This is a genomic window from Streptomyces sp. NPDC002055 (genome assembly GCF_040296705.1).
Classification (GTDB): Bacteria; Actinomycetota; Actinomycetes; order Streptomycetales; family Streptomycetaceae; genus Streptomyces.
Map to the genome: position 1 here is coordinate 103,933 of NZ_JBEOXS010000010.1, position 18,634 is coordinate 122,566.

Below are 18,634 nucleotides of genomic sequence, written 5' to 3' on the forward strand. Positions count from 1 at the left end.
TCACCGATACCGAACCCCGACTACCCCAGGGATGGCCGATGTTCCCCCTCTCCTCGTCGCAGGAGATCGTCTGGCTGCACGAGCAAGTGACGCCGGGCAGCCGCGCCTACAACTTCACCGGAGCGCTCGACCTGTGGGGCGCGCTCGACGAGGAGGCGCTGCGCCGCGGGCTGGCCGCGACGCTCGACCGGCATCCGGGACTGCGCCTGGAGCTGGTGCCCGGGACCGACGGGATCCCCGGCCAGCGGGTCGCCCCGGCGTGCGCGCCCCGGCTGCACACCGTGGACCTCTCCGGAGACCCGGACCCCGAGGAGTCGTTCGCCCGGCTGCTGCGCACCGAGGCCGAGACCCCGCTGGACACCTGCGAGGCGCCGCTGCTGCGCTGGACGCTGGTGCGGCTCGCGCCGGACCTGCACCGGCTGATCCACGTCGAGCACCATCTGATCCACGACGGCCACTCGTTCGCGATCCTGCTCGACGACGTGTTCCGCGTCTACCGGGCCCATGTCCTGGGCGAGCCGGTCGCGCTGCGGCCCGCGCCCTCCTACGAGGAGCACGTGCGGGCCGCGGCGGCGCCGGACGCCGTCGCCTCCCGTGACCGCAGCCTCGCCCACTGGCAGGACGAACTGCGCTCTGCCGCCTTCGACATGCCGCTGCCCGGCCTGGCGCGGCCGGGCGCCCGGCGCCGGCACCGGGGCGGCCAGCTCCGCCAGTCCATCGGCGCGGACCTCGCCGGGAAGCTGCGGGAGCACGCCCGGGAGCGGGGGCTCACGCCGTTCGCCGCGCTGCTCGGCCTGTTCGCGGAGTTGCTGCGGCGGCACAGCGGCCGGTCGGAGATGGTCATCGGTACCGCGGTGGGCAACCGCCCGCGCGGCTTCGAGGAGACCGTCGGGATGTTCGTCAACACGATCCCGCTGCGGCTGACGCCGGACCCGGACGCCCCCGCCGACGATGTGATGGACGAGGTGACCGACACCCTGATCCGGGCGCTCCCGCACCAGGACGTCCCGGTGCAGGAGCTGACCCGGGCGCTCGGCATGCACACCTCGGGGGCCGACAACCCGCTGTTCAGCGTGATGTTCAGCGCCCATGACGCGGCGCTCCCGGAGATCGAGGTGCCGGGTCTGGACGTCACCCTGTTCGAGGGGTTCAACACCGGCACCACACGCTTCGACCTCGATGTGGTGCTGCTGCCGGACGACCGCCGTGGGGTGAGCCCGCGGCAGGGCGCCCCCGGCATGACGCTCGTGTGGGACTACGACGACGACCTGTTCGGCGAGGACGTGGCGGAACTGCTCGCCGGACGGCTCCTGGACCTCCTCCGCTCCTACCTGGAGAACCCCGAGGCGCCGCTGGCCGCGCTGGCGGGGGCCGGGGCGGACCCCCGCCCGGAGACCGCGCCTCCGGTGTCCGACGCGCCGGGCGACCTGCTGGACCCGGCCGCCCGGCACGACCCGGCACGGCCGGCGGTCCACGCCGGTGAACTGCGGCTGACCTACGGGGAGCTGGACCGGCGGGTGGCGGAGCTCGCCGAGCGGCTGCGGGCCTGCGGCGTGACCGCGGGACAGCCGGTGGCGGCGGTGCTCCCGCGGGGCACCGACTCCGTGGTGACGCTGCTGGCCTGTCTGCGGACGGGAGCGGTGTACGCCCCGCTCTCCCCGCAGGACCCGGCGGCCCGGCTGGGCCTGCTGCTGGAGCGGCTCGCTCCGGCGCTGGTGCTGACCGACGGCAGTGTGGAACTGGCGGCGACGGCTCTGCCGGTGGCGCGGGTCGGTGACCGCGTGTTCCCGCTCGCCCACCCGGCGCGGACCGTGGAGGGCGCCGCGTACATCATCCACACCTCCGGCTCGACGGGTATTCCCAAGCCGGTCGCGGTCGGCCGGGGGGCGCTGGAGAACCACATGACCGGCGCGGCGGACCGGTTCGGGCTGGTGGCCGACGACCGGGTGCTGCTGTTCGCCCAGCCGTCGTTCGACGTGGCGCTGGAGGAGGTGCTGCCCTCGCTGCACGCCGGAGCCGCTCTGGTCGTGCCGGATCGCGAGGTGCCCACCGGCACCGAGCTGGCGGGGATGCTCGCCGACACCGGGGTCACCGTCGCCAACCTGCCGACGAGTTACTTCCTCGCCACCCGCGCGGAGCTCCGGCCGGCGCTGCGGGAGCGCCGCTGGGCGCCGCGGCTGGTGGTGCTCGGCGGTGAGCGGATCCCGGCCGACGCGCTGCGGGAGTTCCTCGGCGACACCGACGCCAGGGTGCTCAACGTGTACGGCGTGACCGAGGCCGCGGTCAGCTCCACGGTTCACGAGATCACCGCCGCGGACCTGGTGGACGGCGCCGAGATCCCGCTCGGCACGGAGCTGCCCGGGGAGCGGGTGCACGTCCTCGACGCGGGGCTGCTGCGGCCGCTGCCGGCCGGCGCGGTGGGCGAACTCGCCATCAGCGGCGCGGGCCTGGCGGAGGGCTACGTCGGCAACGCGGAGACCACGGCCGCCCGCTTCGTGCGCCCGGAGGCGCTCGGCGGCGAACGGGTCTATCTGACCGGCGACCTGGGCTACCGCGACCGGTCCGGGCGGCTGCACTTCCTCGGCCGCCGCGACAACCAGGTCAAGCTGCGCGGCTACCGCATCGAGCTGGAGGAGATCGAGGCCGCCGCGTCGGCGGAGCTCGGCGGCCGGTCCTGCGCGGTCGTGCTCGACCGCGACGCGGCGGGCGGCCCCCGGCTGATCGGCTTCCTCGAGGGCAGCACCGAGCCCGACCAGGAGGCCCTGCACACGGCGCTGAGCGGGCGGCTGCCCGGGGCGCTGGTGCCGGGCCGCTGGGTGCGGCTGGACGCGATGCCGCTGCTGCCCGGCGGCAAGCCCGACCGGGCCGCGCTGGCCCGGGCCGCCGCCGGCCTCACGCCCGTCCGGCAGCCGGTGGACGAGGCCCCGGCGGCGTTCGCCGACCCGGAGGTGGCGCTGCTCGCCGAGGGCTGGCGCGAAGTCCTGGGCCACGCGCGCTTCTCCGAGTCCTCCCACTTCTTCCGGATCGGCGGGCACTCGCTGCTCGCCGCGCACCTCGCGGCCTGGCTGGAGCCCCGGCTGGGCGACCGGCCGCCGCTGCGCCTCCTCTTCCAGAACCCGGTGCTGGCCGACCAGGCCCGCGCCCTGACCGCCGTCGGCACGACGGCCGCGCCTTCGGAGTCGATATGAGCGAGCACCTCACCAGCACCCCGTCCGACGCCACCGCACCGTCCCGTCCCGCGCTCAGCGTGGCCCACGGGGACACTCCCTCCCCCGCGGCGGGCTCCGTGCTCGCCCACTACGAGGAGTGGGTGCGCCGGACGCCGGACGCCCCCGCCGTCCTGGACGGCGAGGACCAGTGGAGTTACGCCGAGATCGACGCGGCCGCCGCGGACGTGGCCGCCGCGCTGCGGGACCGGGTCGGCCCCGGCGACCTGGTCGGCGTCTGTCTGGACCGGTCCGCCGCGCTCGTGGTGACCGCGGTCGCCCTGGCCCGGCTCGGCGCCGTCTATCTGCCGCTCGGGCCCCGGCCCGGGGAGCGGCGGATCGCCGCCGTCACCGAGAACGTCCGGGTCGGCTGCCTCATCGGGGAGCCCGCCCTGCTGCCGGAGGCGCACCGCACCGGGGAGCAGCTGGCGCTGGCCCTGCCCGGCCGGGGTGCCAACGCGCCCGCCGCGGCGGTGGCCGCCTTCACCACGCCTCCCGACGGTGCGTCGGCCGCCCCGGAGGGCACCTTCTACGCCGTCCTCACCTCGGGTTCCACCGGCACGCCGAAGGCCGTCGCCGTAGCCGAGCCCGCGCTCGGCGCGCTGCTGGACTGGTACCGCGCGGAGACCGGGGTCGGCCCCGGTGAGCGGCAGAGTCTGCTGATCGGTGTCGCGTTCGACCCGCATCTGATGGAGCTGTGGGCCGGCCTGACGAGCGGTGCGGCCCTCTGCCCCGCCCCCGACGCGGTCCGCTGGGACCCGGCGGTGCTCACCGACTGGTGGCGCGACGCCCGGATCACCGTCTCCGTCGCCGCCACGCCGATGGCCGAGCCGGTGCTGGACCGGACGTGGCCGTCGGGCCTGGTGCTGCGTCACCTGGTCGTCGGCGGGGACCGGATGCGCCGCCGGCCGGCCGCCGGTCTGCCGGTGACCGTGCACAACGCCTACGGCCCGGCCGAGTCGACGGTCGTCACCACGACGTACGCGATGCGTCCCGGTGAGGCCGAGGGTGCGGAGGGCGCTCCGCCCATCGGGCGCCCCGTTCCGGGGGTGACCGTGTGCGTCACCGACGAGCAGGGTGTCCTGCTGCCCCGCGGCGAGGCCGGTGAACTGCGCATCGGCGGACGGCTGCTGGCGCTCGGCTATCTGGACGAGGCCCTGACCGCGCAGCGGTTCACCGCCGCGCCGGACGGCCTCGGCGTGCCGGAGGCCGACCGGGTCTACCGGACCGGCGACCGGGTGCGGATGCGCGAGGACGGCGAGCTGGACTTCCTGGGGCGGCTGGACGACCAGGTGAAGATCAGCGGAGTGCGGATCGAGCCCGCCGAGGTCGCCTCCGCGCTGGAGCGCGACCCCGGGGTCGCCGCGGCCGTGGTCGCGGTGCGCCGCACCCCCGCGGGCGACGCCCGGCTCGCCGCGTTCGTCCAGGCCGCACCGGGCCACGGGCTCTCCCCGAGCGCGGTGCTGAGCGGGGTGCGGCCGTGGCTGCCCGAGCAGGCGGTGCCCGCCTCGCTGACGATCGTGGACGGCTTTCCGCTGGACGCCAACGGCAAGGTGGACCGCGCGGCGCTGCTCGCGACCGGTGAGTCCGCGCCCGCCACGGCCCCGGACGGTACGGGCGCGGCGGACGGCTCCGGAGCGGACGAGGGGGCCGGTGCCGGCGAGCGGCTGGTGCTGCGGCTCTGCCGTGATCTGCTCGGTGCCCCGGAGATCCGGCTGACGGACAACTTCACCGAGGCCGGGGGCAATTCCCTGGCGCTGGCCCGGCTGCTGACCGCGGTGCGGGAGGAGAGCGGGGTCCGGCTGCGGGCGCCCGAGGTGCTGCGGCAGCCCGATCTGCGGGCGGTGGCGGCGCTCCTCGACAGCCGCCGGCCCGCCGGCGACGGGACCCCGGCGACCGCGTCCGGCGTCACCGGAACCGCCGTCACCGGAACCGCCGTCACTGAAACCCCTGCCTCCGCAGCCACCGGCGCCGGGACGGTCTCCGCGACCGCCCCGGACGGGCGGACACCCGACGGGGACGGCTCGCTGCCCGTCCTGATCGCCCGGCACGCCGCCCGGCGCCCCGACGACCTGGCGGTGCTGGACGGCGGGACCACCCTGACGTACCGGCAGCTGGTGTCCTCGGCCGCGGCGCTGGCGGGCCGGCTGCGGGACCGCGGGGTGCGGCCGGGTGACCGGGTCGCCCTGCTCGTCCCGCGCTCCGCGCGGACCGTCGTCGCCCAGCTCGGGGTGTGGTGGGCGGGCGCGACCTGCGTGCCGCTGGACCCGGCGCACCCGGCGGCCCGTACCGCCCGGATGCTCGCCGACACCGAGGCCGTGCTGACGCTGACCGACGGCAAGCTCCTGGAGTCCTCGGAGCTGAGCCCCGAGAAGGTTCTGGTGCTGCCCGCCGACGGCGCCCTGCCGGACGTGGAGCCGGCAGCGGTGGCGGAGCCCGTCGCCACCGGCCCGGACGGTGCCGCGCTGGTGCTGTTCACGTCCGGCTCGACCGGCCGGCCGAAGGGCGTGGCGGTCACCCACCGCGGGATCGCGGACCTGGTGCGGGCCCCCGGCTACGCGACGGTCACCCCGCGCGACCGGGTCCTGTTCCACTCGCCGGTCACCTTCGACGCCTCGACCTTCGAGCTCTGGGGGGCGCTGGCGAACGGCGCGTCCATCGCCGTCTGCACCGCCGAACGGCCCTCGCTGGAGGACCTGGCGCAGCAGGTCGAACGGCACGGTGTCACGGTCGCCTTCTTCACCACCGCGCTCTTCCACCAGCTGGCCGTGCGCCGTTCGCGGCTGTTCGGCGTGGTGCGCACCGTGATGGTCGGCGGCGAGGCGCTGGCCGCCGCCCACGCCCGTGCGGTGCTGCGGGCGTTCCCCTGGCTGGAGCTGGTCAACGCCTACGGCCCGACCGAGGCGACGACCGTCGCCACCGCCCACCGTGTCACGGACGCCGACTGTGACGGCCAGGTGCCCATCGGGCGCGCCGTCGCCGGTGCCACCGCCTACGTGCTGGACGGCGAGGGGAACCCCGTGGCGCCGGGCACGCAGGGCGAGTTGTGGGTCGGCGGGACGCGGCTGGCCCTCGGCTACGTCGGCCTGCCCGAGCTGACGGCCGAGCGGTTCGTCGACCATCCGGCGCACGGGCGGCTCTACCGCACCGGTGACCTGGTCTCCGCCCGACCGGACGGGGTGCTGGACTTCCAAGGCCGCGCGGACGACCAGGTGAAGGTCCGGGGCTTCCGGATCGAGCCGGGCGAGATCGAGCACGCGCTGCGCGAGGAGCCGGAGGTGGACGACGCGGCGGTGACGGTGCGCCGCCCGAGCGCGGACGACGCCCGGCTTGCGGCGTTCGTCGTGGCCGCTCCGGGGCCGGTGCCGCGCGCCGAGACGCTCCGGGCCCGGCTCGCCGGACGGCTGCCCGCGCATCTGGTTCCGGACGAGTGGACGGTCGTCGACCGGCTGCCGCTGACGAGTTCCGGCAAGGTGGACCGGCGCGCCCTGGCCGAGCTGGACGGCTCCGGCACCGGTCCGCTCGCCCCGGCCGCCCCCGCCCTGGGCGATGCGGCGCTGGCCCCCATCGAACAGGCCGTGGCCCGCGCCTGGAGCCTCTCCCTCGGACGGGAGATCACCGAGCGGGACGCCGACTTCATCGAACAGGGCGGCCACTCGCTGCTCGCACTGGCCGTCGTCGACGACCTGTACGAGGAGCTCGGGGTCGAGCTGCCCCTGGCGGAGTTCTTCGCCACGCCCACCGTGGCCGGCCACGCGGCGGTGCTGGAGCGCGCCCTGCTGGCCGAGCTCGGTGACGACGACGGGCTCGGTGACGACGACGGGCTCGGGGACGCCGGGCTCGGGGACGAGACCGACACCCCCGGCGCCCCGGAGACCCCCGCCGCGCCGGCGGGCGGCTTCGGCCCGACCGGCGCGGCCGGACACGACGGCGCCCGCCACGACCTGCCGACGGAGGACCTCCATGGCCACTGATCCCGCACTCTCCTCCGTCGCCCGGCAGGAAGCGCTGCTGCGCCGGGCCCGTTCCCGGGCCCGCACCCGCACGGGCGGCCCGGCACCGGTGCCCGGCGCCGTCGCCGGCCCGGACGCCGGCCCGGACACCGCCGACCGTTCCGGTCCGGTGCCGCTCTCCCGCGCGCAGCGGCGGATGTGGCTGATGGACCGGCTCGGCCAGGGCGGCGCCCTGTACGCCGTGCCGTTCGCCACCCGCGTCCGAGGCCCGCTGGACACCGCGGCGCTCGGCGCCGCTCTGGACGGGCTGGTCCGGCGGCACGAGATCCTCCGGACCCGGTACGGCCACCGCGAGGACATACCGTTCCAGCAGGTCATGGACCCGGCGCCGGTTCCCGTCCCGGTGGTGGACGCGGCCGGTGACGGCACGGAGCAGCTGCTCCGGGAGGCGGCCCGCCCGTTCGACCTGGCCTCGGGGCCGATGCTGCGCGCGCTGGTCGTCCGGCACGCCGAGCAGGACCACACGGTGCTGCTGACCCTCCACCACATCGCGGTGGACGGCGGCTCGATCGGTACGGTCGCCACGGAGATCGCGGAGCTCTACGCCGCGGCGTGCGAGGGCCGTGCCGACCGGCTGGCCCCGGCCCCGCAGTACGCGGACTTCGCCCGCCGGGAGCACACGTCCGCCGAACGGCTCGCGCCCGGCCTGGAGCACTGGCTGCGCCGGCTCGACGGTGCCGCCCCGCTCGTCCTGCCCGGCCCCGACCGGGCCGCGGACGGGACCGGCACCGCGGCCTCGGACGGGACCGGCGCGGCCGGTCCGGCCCGGGCCGGACGGATCCATGAAGCGCCGCTGGGCGCCGAGGTGCTGCCCGCACTGCGGGCTCTGGCCCAGGAGCGGCGGACCACGCTGTTCACCGTGGTGCTGGCCGCGGCGTTCGCCGCACTGCACCGGGCCACCGGGGAGAACGACCTGGTCATCGGCTGTGCAAGCAGTCACCGCACGGGCGCGGCGATGCGCGGACTCGTCGGACTGTGCGTCAACACCCTGCCCGTCCGGGTCGATCTGTCCGGCGACCCCGCCTTCGGGACGCTGGTGGACCGGGTGCACACGGCGCTGCTGGAGGCCCAGGAGCACCGCGAGGTGCCGTTCGACCTGGTGGTGGAGCGGCTCGGCGCCGCCGCGCGCGGCGGCGACGGGACCGCGCTGGTCCGGGTCACCGCGGATCTACTCCAGGAGCCCACGGCGCTCCTGCTGCCCGGCACCACGGCCGAGGCCGTCGAACTCGACCTCGGCACGGCCAAGTTCGACCTGTCCTTCGGTGTCGCCGAGGGTGAAGCCCTCTCCCTGGTGCAGCACAGCGCGGCCGTCCTGGGCGACGGGACGGGCGCCCGGCTGACGGAGGCGTTCGGGGAGCTGCTGGCGGCCTTGGCCGCGGACCCGGCGCTGCGTACGGCCGCACTGCCCGGCGGGCTGCTGACGTCCGGCCGGCAGGACGCCGCCGGGCCGGCGGGGACCGGGGCGACGGAGACCGGGCCGACGGGGACCGGGGCGGCCCATCCGGCCGAGGAGCGTCTGCGGGCGCACCCCGACGTGGCCCGCGCGGTGGTCGTGGAGTTCGCCGGCCGGCCGCCGCTGGCGTGGGCGGTCCTCGCCCGCGCCGGCGGGCCGAGCCCGTCGCAGCTGCGGTCGCAGCTGCGCGCGGGGCTGGAGCGCTCCGCGGTCCCGGCAGCGGTGACCCTGCTCGACACGCTGCCGCTCACGGCCGAGGGGACGGTGGACCGGACGCGGCTGCCCGGTCTGCCGGCGGCGCCCATGGCCCCGGCCCCCGCGCCGGAGCCGGAACGGGAGCCGGAGCCGTTCACCGGCGAGCGGGAACGCGCCGTCCTCGCCGTCTACACCGAGCTGCTGGCCCAGGAACCGGCCCCGGACGACGACTTCTTCGTGCTCGGCGGCCACTCCCTGACCGCGGTGCAGCTGGCCGAACGGCTGCGGGAACGGCTCCGGCTGCCGCTCACCGGGCTGGACGTCATGGAGCGCCGCACCCCGCGGGCACTGGCGGCACTGCTGAACGCCCGGGAGGCCGAGCGGGCCGCGGCGTCCGCGGCTGCCCCGGCCCGCCGTCCGTGCACGCCCCGGACCGGCACCGTCCTGGTGACCGGGGCCACCGGTGGCGTGGGGGCGTTCGTGGTGCGCGAGCTCGTCCGGCGCGGCCGGCCGGTACGGGCGCTCGCCCGCCCCGAGTCGGCGCACCGGGTGAGCGGGGACGGCGTGGAGGTGGTCGAGGGCGACCTGACCGATCTCGACAGCCTGCGCGCCGCCTGCTCCGGAGCGGACGCCGTCATCCACGCGGCCTGCACCTTCACCCGCCCGGAGGTGGACATCGCGGCGATGGAGGCGCTGGTGGACGCCTGGCGGCAGGGCCCGTTCGTGTTCGTCAGCAGCGTGGACGCCTACGGGCACCCGGCCGAGGCCGAGGTGGCGGAAGGCGCGCCGTCGCGCGAGCCGCTGACCGCGTACGGCAGTGCCAAGGTGACCTGCGAACGGCTGCTGCTGGACGCCGCCGGGACCGAGGGCCGGGGCGGCGCGTCCGCCGTGCGCTCCCCCATCGTCTGGGGTGCGCACGACCGGCTCCGCGACCAGCTGCGCTGGGGGGCGACCGGGGCGCTGTACCAGGCGGCGCTGGCCGGGGACCCGCTCGTGCTGCCGGACCCCGGAGCCGGGGAGCACGGTTGGTACGGCGCGCCCTGGGTGCACGCCGCCGCGCTCGCCCGCGCGCTGGTCACCTGTCTGGACGAGCCGGTGGACGGGGTGGTCAACGCGATCGGCGGCCATGTGGCCTGGCCGGACCTCGCCACCGAGCTGGCCGCCCTCCTGGGCAGCGGGAGCGAGGTGACGATCGGAGCAGGGACGCACCGCGACCTGGACCACCACTGGCGGTACCGCGCGGACCGGCTGGCGCCGGTGCTCACCGAACGGCCGGGCGAGGACTGGCGGTCGGTGCTCGCCGCCATGGTCGACCCGGCCACGAGCTGATACGGGTCACCCGAGGGGGGTGAACGGGCCGGTGAACGGCTCGTGACGGGCCAGGGGCCCGGTGCCGGCGACGGCGCCGGGCCCCTGGCCTGCTTCGGGCGGCCCGTGACACGGGCGAGCGCACCGCGACTGCGCCCCCTCAGTTGCCGGGTCCGCCCCGCGCCAACGAGGGCCGTCGCCCGGGCGCGGCGGGTCAGGACGCCTCGACGGCCGCCTTGATCCGGTGGGCGAACGCGTCGGCGTCCTTGCGCGCGGCGCCGACCGCGAGCCCCGCGAGCAGCTTGCCGAGGCCGTGCCCCTCCAGGACGTTGAAGACGCGCAGCCTGGTCCGGCCGTCCGCGGCGGGCTCCAGGTCGTAGCCGCCCTCGGGGGCCGTCACCAGGTTCGTCGAGATCTCGGTCCAGCGGATTCTCCGGGGCGGCTCGAACTCGCTGATGCGGAACTCCCGGTGGGTGGTCATCCCGGCGTCCTTGACCGTGCTGCGGTAGACGGTGCCCACCGTCGTCGCCCCCTCGGTCGTCTTCTCCATCCGCTGCACCCGGGGGCTGAACTTCGGGTCGTTCTCGCCGTTGGCGAGGAAGGCGAAGACCTCGTCCACGGGCCGGTCGATCTCAACGGTCGCTTCGAACTTTCCTGCCATGGTCTCTCCCTGGGCGCTCCTCGGCGGGCGGTGGCGAGCGCATCGTCCCAGACAGGCGCCCGAAGACCCGGTCAACGCGTCGGGCGCCGCCGGGCATCGCCACGACGGCCGAATCCCGGCCACCCGGCTCGGGGCTGCCCTGCCCCGTTCGGCGCACACCGCCGCGCACCGGGCACCCTGCCGCTGGCCGCCCTCTCGGAGCCGCCCCGGAAGCGGAGACCGACCGGCTCAGGCGAAGGTCTTCGCCAGACGGCGCAGCCCCTCGGAGATCTCGTCGGGCGAGTGCGTCGTGAACGACAGCCGCATCGCGCCCGGATCGGGAGTGCCCGCGAAGAACGGCGCGCCCGGGACGTACGCCACCTCGTGCCCGACCGCGGTCTTCAGCAGATCCGTCGCGTCGTACCCCGCGGGGAGGGTGACCCAGATGAACATGCCGCCTTCCGGGCGGTTCCACCGGCTGCCCGCGGGCAGCGCCGCCGGGAGTCCGTCGAGCATGGCGTCCCGGCGGTCCCGGTAGGCGGAACACATCGTCCGGACATGGGCGTCGAGGTCGCTGTCCCGCAGATAGCGGGCCGCGGCGGCCTGATCGACGGTCGAGGTGTGCAGGTCGGCCGCCTGCTTGGCTATCACGCAGGAACGGCGGAGACCGGCGGGCGCGCGCAGGTAGCCGAGCCGCAGCCCCGGCGCCATGATCTTGGAGAAGGAGCCGAGCAGCACGGTGCGGTCGGCCGCGGCCTCGGCACCGGAGACCCACGGCACCCGCTCCCCGTCGTACCGCAGGTCCCCGTACGGGTCGTCCTCCACGATCCAGAAGCCGTGCCGGGCGGCCACCTCGGCCACCGCACTGCGGCGCTCCGCCGGCAGGGTCCGCCCCGTGGGGTTCTGAAAGGTCGGCACCAGGTAGAGGAGCTTGGCCGGCTCGCGCGCCACGATCTCCTCGAGGGCGGCGGGGACGATGCCGTCGTCGTCGGTCGGCACCGGGACCACGCGCGCGCCGGAGAAACCGAAGCACTGCAGGGCGGCCAGGTAGCAGGGGTCCTCGACCAGCACCACATCGCCCGGTTCCAGCATCGCGGTGGCGATGAGGGTGAGCGCCTGCTGCGACCCGGTGGTGATCAGCAGGTCGTCGGGCCCGGTGGAGAGGCCACGCCCCGTCAGCCGGTCCGCGATCGCGGTCCGGAGCTCCGTGTCCCCCTCGGTCGTGGAGTACTGCAGGGCCCGCTGCGGCTCCTCCGCCAGCACGCCGTCGTAGGCGGCCCGGATGCCCGCGATGTCGAAGAGCTCCGGCGCGGGCAGACCACCGGCGAAGGAGATCACTTCGGGGCGGGCGGTGAGCGCCAGGATCTCCCGGACGGGCGAGGAACCGACGTTGGCGAGCCGCGAGGCACCCGCGGGCACCGGCGCATGGGGGGCGGAGGGAAGCATGGCGCCAGCATATCGGCAGCCAAGTGGGCCCTCCAGATCGTTGATTCGCCCGGCCGTCAACACCTTGGAGTATCCAACTCCGATTACCGGCAACCGACGATTCCCCTTCCGTGTCGGCCGCCGGATCCTCCGCCATCTCCACTTCCTTTCCCCGCTGTTCCTCCATCGGCTCGTCCGCTCCGGGAACCTTTCGCCGCCGCGGCCCGAACGTCTATTTCCCCCGCGCACCGTGCGGCGCGACAAACACCATCCCCGTCCGGCACCCCGTCCGAACAGCCCGGAGGGCAGGCACTGTTCACCGCCGGGGTTGCACCCTCTTCCACCGGGAGCGCGGGCAACAGCCGGGAAGGCACCGAGCCACTCCTGCTTCGCGGACTCCGCCCGTACTCCCGCCCCGGGGAATACCGCACCGGTCATTCCCAGGCGTCGACTCATTCCCAGGCGTCGACGGATCGACACGGCACGTGGCATTCCCGGGGAAATCGCAGCCGCCACCGCCCGTGGCATCGACGCATTCCGCCCCGAAATCCGACGAGCACCAAAGAATTGCGCGATCCACGGGGCGAGAGGCGCCGGCCGACACCGCCCGCGGACCCGCACAGCTCGCCGTCACGGGTCGCGCGGGCGGTACCGGCACCGATCGCTCAGCCCTTCCTGCGCCGGTTCCTGTCCTTCAGGGACTCCCTGGCACCGGCCAGGTTCTCCTTGACGTCGTGCATCGCCTCCCGGGCCCTGCCCTTCACCTGGTCGGCCCGGCCCTCGCCCCGGAGACGTTCGTCGCCGGTGACCTTGCCGACCATCTCCTTGGCCTTGCCCTTCCACTTGTCCGCGGGGCCGTGACGGCCGCCGCCGGTCCGCTCTCTCATGGGAGCCGCCCTCCTGTCGGCGGATGCTGATGTCCGTCGTCCACGCTGCCGCAGGCACCACGGGTTCGCACCTCGGACACCGGTCACCGGCCGGCTCGGCCCTCTGTCACCGGGCCCGCGCAGCCCCCACGACCTGCGACATCGACGGATGCCGACGGCTCACGGCTCACGGAACGCGGGCACGCCGACCGTCCCGGCAGGACCGCGGAACACACGACACCAGGCAGGGCGGACGGACGGCAGGCAGGGCGGACGGCAGGCCGGGCGACCGGACAAAGGCGTCGACCACACGGGCCGCAGCGATCCGGGACGGAAATCCGGTCAGCGGCGGGGCCCGTCAGCCGGAGGGACGGCAGCCACAGGAACGGCAGCCACAGGAACGGTCACTCTCCGACGGCAGGGTCGAACCAGGCAGGCCCGTCCCCCAGAGCCTGCTTGATCCGCATCAGCGCGAAGTCCTCCAGCTCGGGCAGGCTGTCCAGGGAGAACCAGCCCACGTCCAGCGACTCGTCGTCGTTGACCCGGGCCTCGCCTCCGACCGCGCGGCAGCGCAGCGTGACGTCCATGAACTGGCACCGGTCGCCGTTGGCGTACTCCATCGGGTCCATGGCCTGGACGAGCACGACCCGCTCTGGTACGCACTCCACCGCCGTCTCCTCGAAGACCTCGCGCACGGCGGTGCGGGCGGGCTGCTCGCCCGGTTCGCAGATGCCGCCGATGATGGACCAGCGGCCGGTGTCGGCGCGCTTGCCGAGCAGCACGCGCTCGTCGTCGTCGAAGACGATGGCACTGACGCCGGGGAGCCAGAGGAGCTGGTGGCCGGCGGTTTCGCGCAGGGCGAGGATGAAGTCGGGCGTTGCCATGCGACGAGCCTAACGGTCGTCCCGATCTTGAGCCCGGCACCCCGGCGGCGCCCGGCGACGTCACCCCGCGCTCCGCCCCGCCGTCGCCGCATTGCTCCTGCACAGGGCTCCACAGCCCGGCGTCCCAGCGGATACGGTGGGCCGACCATGTGCCCGCTCGGCACCCGTAGTGCCGCGAGCGGTGCCCGTCAGAACTGGGGGGTCGACGGGATGGCACCGTCTGTCGCTGAACCCGCCGCGCGGGAGCGCGGCAGCACCGCCGATGTGACCGGTGTCGTCGTCCTGGGGTGCTGCGCGGCCTGGGCCCTGATCACCGCGGCCGGCCGTGAGTCCCGCCCGGAGGGCATGCTGCTCGCGCTGCTCGCGGTGGCGGCGGGATACGCCTGCGGGCGGATCGGCGGAGCGCTGCTCCCGGTCGCCGCCCCGGTCGCCGCCGCGCTCGCCGGGGTGGCCCTGGCGGCCGGCACCCCGTACGACCTGCCCGGCCCGGCCGTGGGGCCCGCTCCCGGACACACCGGTGCCACCGCCGCCCAGCTGGCGCTGGCCGCGGGCGCCGCGTGCTGCGCCGCCTGGGCCACCCGCAGGCCCGCGCTGCGGCTGTCGCTGCGGCTGATGGCGCTGGCCGTCGCCGGGGTGGCGCTGGTTCTCGGCTCGGTGGCGGGCTGCGTGGCGGCGCTGCTGGTCCTGGTCTGTTCGCTGGCGGCGGGGGCGGCCCGGCACCGGCTGCCTGCCCTCGCCGGGGCGGCCGTGCTGGTGGCCTGTGCGGCCGGCGGTTCGTGGGCGCTCGCGGAGGGCCGGCTCCCCGACGGACTGGTGACCCGGGCCGAGGTGCGCCTGACCGAACACCGGATGCTGCTGTGGCAGGACGCGGTCGGGCTCGCCGAGGACCATCCGGTGCTGGGCGCCGGCCCCGACCGGTTCGGCGACCTCAGCACCACGGTGCAGCAGACGGCGAACTCGGACGGCAAGCCCCACTCGGCGGTGCTGAAGCAGGCCGCGGAGCAGGGGGTTCCCGGGGTGCTGCTGCTGGGCGCGGCCTACGGCTGGGTGCTCCATTCGCTGTGGCGGTCGGAGCGGTCGACCGGGGTCGCCCTCACGGCGGGGGCGGCGCTGACGGTGCTGGCCCTGCTGTCGGTGGCCAGCAATGCGTTGAGCTTTGTGCAGGTGACGGCGGCGGCGGGGCTGCTCGCGGGCCTCGCCGCGGCCCGTCCGCTCGGCGAGAGCAGCGGCGTGGCGGCCCCCGCCACGGGCTCCTGGCCCCGGGTGCAGGGCGCCTTTCCTCCCTGACGGACGCCGGCCGGGGGCGGTTCAGGGGCGGGCTGCCCGGTACGGATCGGGTGTGCGGTACGGCCCGGCGGCGGTACGCGGAGGCGCCCGGCTCAGGAGCCGTCAGGGGCCGGTCGCGCAGGTCGGCCCAGGCCCAGCAGGTCGAGGGTCAGGCGGGGTCGTGGGTCGTCGTCATCCTGCGCAGCCGGTCGTGGATCACCCGGACCGCGGCCTCGGCCTCGTCGACCGTGACCGTGAACCGGCGGCCGTCCCCCATCCGGAGCAGCAGGCCCTCGCCCCGGCGGACGACCACGGCGGTGCCCATCTCGGGGCGCCACCGGCAGCCCCAGCCACCCCACTCGTGCGGGGTCACCCGGGGCACGTACTCGGCGCCGACAACGTTCTCCAGCGCGATGCGACGGCGCGGCAGACCGACGTGGCCGCACCGGACCTCCAGGACCTCGTCCTCGATCCGCACATGGACGTGGACGAAGGCGAGCGTGCCGTAGAGCACCAGCAGGCCCACGGCGAGGCAGCCGATCACCGACATGAGCAGCGGCACGATGCCGGACGTCCAGGGGGCCTCGACGGCGAGTTCCACGCCCAGGGCCATGCAGCCGACGCCGAGGACGGCGAGCGGCCACTGCGCGCGGTTGGTCGCGCGCCCGGTCCACACCGCGGGGACGGGCTCGGCCGGGCCGCCCGGATCGTCGTGGTGGAGGTCGTCCCTCATGAAGCGAGCGTACTCGCGTTCCCCCGCGACAGCAGAGCGTGTCCGGTCCGCTCCACGGCGCACACGCCGCAGTGCTTCCGCGCAGGAGCCCGCCACCCGCCGACCGCCGACACCTCCGCGGGACTGCGGATCCGGGCCTGCGCGACAGGACGTGGCCGTCGGCGGCGGCGGGCGACGTCCTCGGCGCGGCAGGCGCCGGGCGGTCCGTGGGGCAGTCAGCCCACGGCGGGGCTCATGGCCGCGAGGAGCCGGCCTTCGGCGTAGGTCAGGGCGACCTCGGGCAGGGTGGTCTCGCGGCCGCTGAGGATCACCGTCAGGTCGTCGGACGGGTCCGCGGCGGGCGCCGGCTGGGCACCGATCCGGCGCAGGGCCTGCGCGGCGACGGCATCGGCGGAGCCGTGCAGCGCGATCGCGGGCCCGGACGGCTGCTGCACCGCCTCCCGGATGCGCTCGGCGACCAGCTCGTAGTGGGTACAGCCGAGGACGACGGCCCCTACGTCGCGGGGGGTGAGGGCGGCCGCCGCGGCGATGGCGGCGTCGATCGCCTCCTCGTCGCCGCGCTGCACGGCGTCGGCGAGGCCCGGGCAGGGCACGCCGGTGGTCGCCACGCCGTCGGCGAACTCCGCGATCAGATCGCGCTGGTAGGGGCTTCCGGTGGTGGCCGGGGTGGCCCAGATGGCCACCGGTCCGCCGCCGGCCGCCGCGGGCTTTACGGCGGGCACGGTGCCGATCACGGGCAGCCCGGGCTCCAGTGCCGCGCGGAGCGCGGGCAGGGTGTGGACGCTCGCGGTGTTGCAGGCGACGATCAGCGCGTCGGGCCGGTGGGCGGCGGCGGCCTCCGCACAGGCCAGGGCGTGCTCGGTGACATATTCCGGAGTTCTGGGGCCCCATGGCATGCCATCAGGGTCGGAGGACAGCACGAGTGCGGCGTCGGGGCGCAGCCGGCGCACCGCGGCGGCGGCCGCCAGAAGCCCGATACCGGAGTCCATGAGCGCGATCTTCACCCGGCAACCTTAAGCGATGGGCCGATCGGGGCAACGCCGCGGACCTTCGTCGGGCCCGCCCCGCACCGTCCCGTAGGAGGCGGGACGGCTCGGCCGCCGCCCGGCGCCGGACAACGGGAACCGGAGAGCGGGAACCCGAGAGCGCGAACCGGCTGCGGGAACCGGACGACGGGAAGATGGCCGCCGAACCGGCCCCGCCGAGCGGGGAACGACCGGCGGGACAGCGGTCGGGGGGACAGCAGTCGGGGGCAAAAGGGGCGACCCGCCGTGGTGCCGCGCCCTGCCGCCCCGCACGGTCCGGCAGACTGCCCGGGTGAGCGCGCTGAGCTGGGTCGCCGTGGGGTCGCTCGCGGTGTGGATGTGGCTGCTTCTGGGCCGTGCGTGGTTCTGGCGCACCGACGTGCGACTGCCGGAGCGGGAGGCTCCCGCGCGGTGGCCGGCCGTGGCGGTGATCGTGCCCGCCCGGGACGAGGCCGCGGTCCTGCCGACGAGCCTCGGCTCGCTGCTCGCCCAGGACTATCCGGGCCCGGTGGAGATCTTCCTCGTCGACGACGGCAGCACGGACGGCACCGGAGATCTGGCCCGGCAACTCGCCGCGGCGGCCGGGGGCCCGCGGCTGACGGTGTCCTCCCCCGGTGAGCCGGGGCCGGGGTGGACCGGAAAGCTGTGGGCGCTGCGCCACGGCATCGCCCTGGCCCGCACCCGCACCCCCGCGCCGGAGTACCTGCTGCTGACGGACGCCGACATCCGGCACGCCCGGGACAGCCTGCGGGAGCTGGTGGCCGCCGCGCACGGCGCCGGGCTGGATCTGGTGTCCCAGATGGCGCGGCTGCGGGTGGTGACGTTCTGGGAGCGGCTGGTCGTCCCGGCGTTCGTCTACTTCTTCGCCCAGCTCTACCCGTTCCGCCGGGTGGCCCGGCCGGGGGCGCGGACGGCGGCGGCCGCGGGCGGCTGTGTGCTGCTGCGGGACGCCGCCGCCGCGCGGGCGGGGATCCCGGAGAGCATCCGGGAGTCCGTCATCGACGATGTGGCACTGGCGCGGGCGGTGAAGAGCGGCGGTGGCCGGATCTGGCTGGGCCTCGCCGGCCCGGTGGCCAGCGTGCGGCCGTATCCGCGGCTGGGCGAGCTGTGGCGGATGGTGTCGCGCAGCGCCTACGCCCAACTGCGCCACAGCCCCCTGCTGCTGGCGGGCACGGTCGGCGGGCTGGCCGTGGTGTACCTGGCCCCGCCGGCCGCGGCCGTCGGCGGAGCGCTGTCCGGGAACCAGGTGGCGGCGGTGGCCGGAGCGGGGGCGTGGGCGGTCATGGCGGGCAGCTATCTGCCGATGCTCCGCTGCTACGGCCAACCGCCCTGGTACGCACCGCTGCTTCCGTTCACCGCCGCGCTCTATCTGCTGATGACCGTCGACTCGGCGGTGCAGCACCACCGGGGGCGCGGCGCGGCCTGGAAGGGGCGGACGTATCCGGCGCCCGGCCGGACCGGCACCCCGGAGGCACCCGCGCGCGCCGACGCCGTGGCCGCCCCCGCCCGGCCCGGAGCGACGGACACCGCCGCCCGGCCCGCGGACGCCCCCGCCCGGCCCGGAACACCGGACGCACCCGCCAGGACCGGCGCCGCCGAGGAGGGCGCGGGGCCGTGAGG

The 18,634-nt window shown here is 76.0% G+C and carries 11 protein-coding genes; 5 read left to right on the forward strand and 6 right to left on the reverse strand.

Annotated features, from left to right (window positions below):
- The first annotated feature begins 38 nt into the window (after window positions 1–38).
- Genes ABT112_RS08470 through ABT112_RS08480 form a run of 3 tightly spaced genes read left to right on the forward strand, consistent with a single transcriptional unit; the run spans window position 39 to window position 10,196 of the window.
- Window positions 39–3,188 (forward strand): non-ribosomal peptide synthetase, encoded by a 3,150-nt coding sequence (locus ABT112_RS08470; RefSeq protein ID WP_351506974.1) that lies wholly within the window; start codon window positions 39–41, stop codon window positions 3,186–3,188.
- Window positions 3,185–7,180 carry an amino acid adenylation domain-containing protein gene (locus ABT112_RS08475; RefSeq protein WP_351506977.1) on the forward strand — a complete coding sequence of 1,332 codons (3,996 nt, stop codon included), beginning with the start codon at window positions 3,185–3,187 and terminating at the stop codon, window positions 7,178–7,180. The genes ABT112_RS08470 and ABT112_RS08475 overlap by 4 nt, the downstream gene beginning before the upstream one ends.
- Complete coding sequence (locus ABT112_RS08480) at window positions 7,170–10,196, forward strand: condensation domain-containing protein (protein ID WP_351506979.1); 3,027 nt, start codon at window positions 7,170–7,172, stop codon at window positions 10,194–10,196. Before ABT112_RS08475 ends, ABT112_RS08480 begins: the two co-directional genes overlap by 11 nt.
- A gap of 193 nt (window positions 10,197–10,389) precedes the next feature.
- Here the strand turns inward: ABT112_RS08480 and ABT112_RS08485 are convergent, their stop codons facing one another.
- The 4 genes from ABT112_RS08485 to ABT112_RS08500 form a co-directional block, all read right to left on the reverse strand.
- Window positions 10,390–10,836 (reverse strand): SRPBCC family protein, encoded by a 447-nt coding sequence (locus ABT112_RS08485; RefSeq protein ID WP_351506980.1) that lies wholly within the window; start codon window positions 10,834–10,836, stop codon window positions 10,390–10,392.
- Between the two features lie 228 nt (window positions 10,837–11,064).
- Entirely contained in the window at window positions 11,065–12,261 is a 1,197-nt protein-coding gene (locus ABT112_RS08490; RefSeq protein WP_351506982.1) for an aminotransferase-like domain-containing protein, read from the reverse strand.
- A gap of 644 nt (window positions 12,262–12,905) precedes the next feature.
- Window positions 12,906–13,127 carry a CsbD family protein gene (locus ABT112_RS08495; protein ID WP_351506985.1) on the reverse strand — a complete coding sequence of 74 codons (222 nt, stop codon included), beginning with the start codon at window positions 13,125–13,127 and terminating at the stop codon, window positions 12,906–12,908.
- A 383-nt stretch (window positions 13,128–13,510) separates the two neighbouring features.
- Window positions 13,511–13,990, reverse strand: a complete 480-nt coding sequence (locus ABT112_RS08500) for an NUDIX hydrolase (RefSeq protein WP_351506987.1) — start codon at window positions 13,988–13,990, stop codon at window positions 13,511–13,513.
- Between the two features lie 210 nt (window positions 13,991–14,200).
- Here ABT112_RS08500 and ABT112_RS08505 point away from each other — a divergent pair, with 210 nt between their 5' ends.
- Window positions 14,201–15,277 (forward strand): O-antigen ligase family protein, encoded by a 1,077-nt coding sequence (locus ABT112_RS08505; protein ID WP_351506990.1) that lies wholly within the window; start codon window positions 14,201–14,203, stop codon window positions 15,275–15,277.
- 148 nt (window positions 15,278–15,425) lie between these two features.
- Here ABT112_RS08505 and ABT112_RS08510 read toward each other — a convergent pair whose 3' ends face one another.
- Both ABT112_RS08510 and ABT112_RS08515 read right to left on the reverse strand, forming a co-directional pair.
- Complete coding sequence (locus tag ABT112_RS08510; protein WP_351506992.1) at window positions 15,426–15,989, reverse strand: hypothetical protein; 564 nt, start codon at window positions 15,987–15,989, stop codon at window positions 15,426–15,428.
- Window positions 15,990–16,204: 215 nt separating this feature from the next.
- The gene (locus tag ABT112_RS08515; RefSeq protein ID WP_351506994.1) at window positions 16,205–16,993 is read right to left on the reverse strand and encodes a glutamate racemase; all 789 of its coding nucleotides are present in this window, start codon (window positions 16,991–16,993) and stop codon (window positions 16,205–16,207) included.
- 313 nt (window positions 16,994–17,306) lie between these two features.
- Here ABT112_RS08515 and ABT112_RS08520 point away from each other — a divergent pair, with 313 nt between their 5' ends.
- The gene (locus ABT112_RS08520) at window positions 17,307–18,632 is read left to right on the forward strand and encodes a glycosyltransferase (protein ID WP_502975282.1); all 1,326 of its coding nucleotides are present in this window, start codon (window positions 17,307–17,309) and stop codon (window positions 18,630–18,632) included.
- Window positions 18,633–18,634: the final 2 nt, after the last annotated feature.

What these genes read in the sequence shown, in the direction of transcription:
- ABT112_RS08490 (WP_351506982.1), bottom strand. Translation starts at nt 12,261, where the DNA reads ATGCTTCCCTCCGCCCCCCATGCGCCGGTGCCCGCGGGTGCCTCGCGG.
- ABT112_RS08475 (WP_351506977.1), top strand. Translation starts at nt 3,185, where the DNA reads ATGAGCGAGCACCTCACCAGCACCCCGTCCGACGCCACCGCACCGTCC.
- ABT112_RS08505 (WP_351506990.1), top strand. Translation starts at nt 14,201, where the DNA reads ATGGCACCGTCTGTCGCTGAACCCGCCGCGCGGGAGCGCGGCAGCACC.
- ABT112_RS08495 (WP_351506985.1), bottom strand. Translation starts at nt 13,127, where the DNA reads ATGAGAGAGCGGACCGGCGGCGGCCGTCACGGCCCCGCGGACAAGTGG.
- ABT112_RS08485 (WP_351506980.1), bottom strand. Translation starts at nt 10,836, where the DNA reads ATGGCAGGAAAGTTCGAAGCGACCGTTGAGATCGACCGGCCCGTGGAC.
- ABT112_RS08470 (WP_351506974.1), top strand. Translation starts at nt 39, where the DNA reads ATGTTCCCCCTCTCCTCGTCGCAGGAGATCGTCTGGCTGCACGAGCAA.
- ABT112_RS08480 (WP_351506979.1), top strand. Translation starts at nt 7,170, where the DNA reads ATGGCCACTGATCCCGCACTCTCCTCCGTCGCCCGGCAGGAAGCGCTG.
- ABT112_RS08500 (WP_351506987.1), bottom strand. Translation starts at nt 13,990, where the DNA reads ATGGCAACGCCCGACTTCATCCTCGCCCTGCGCGAAACCGCCGGCCAC.
- ABT112_RS08510 (WP_351506992.1), bottom strand. Translation starts at nt 15,989, where the DNA reads ATGAGGGACGACCTCCACCACGACGATCCGGGCGGCCCGGCCGAGCCC.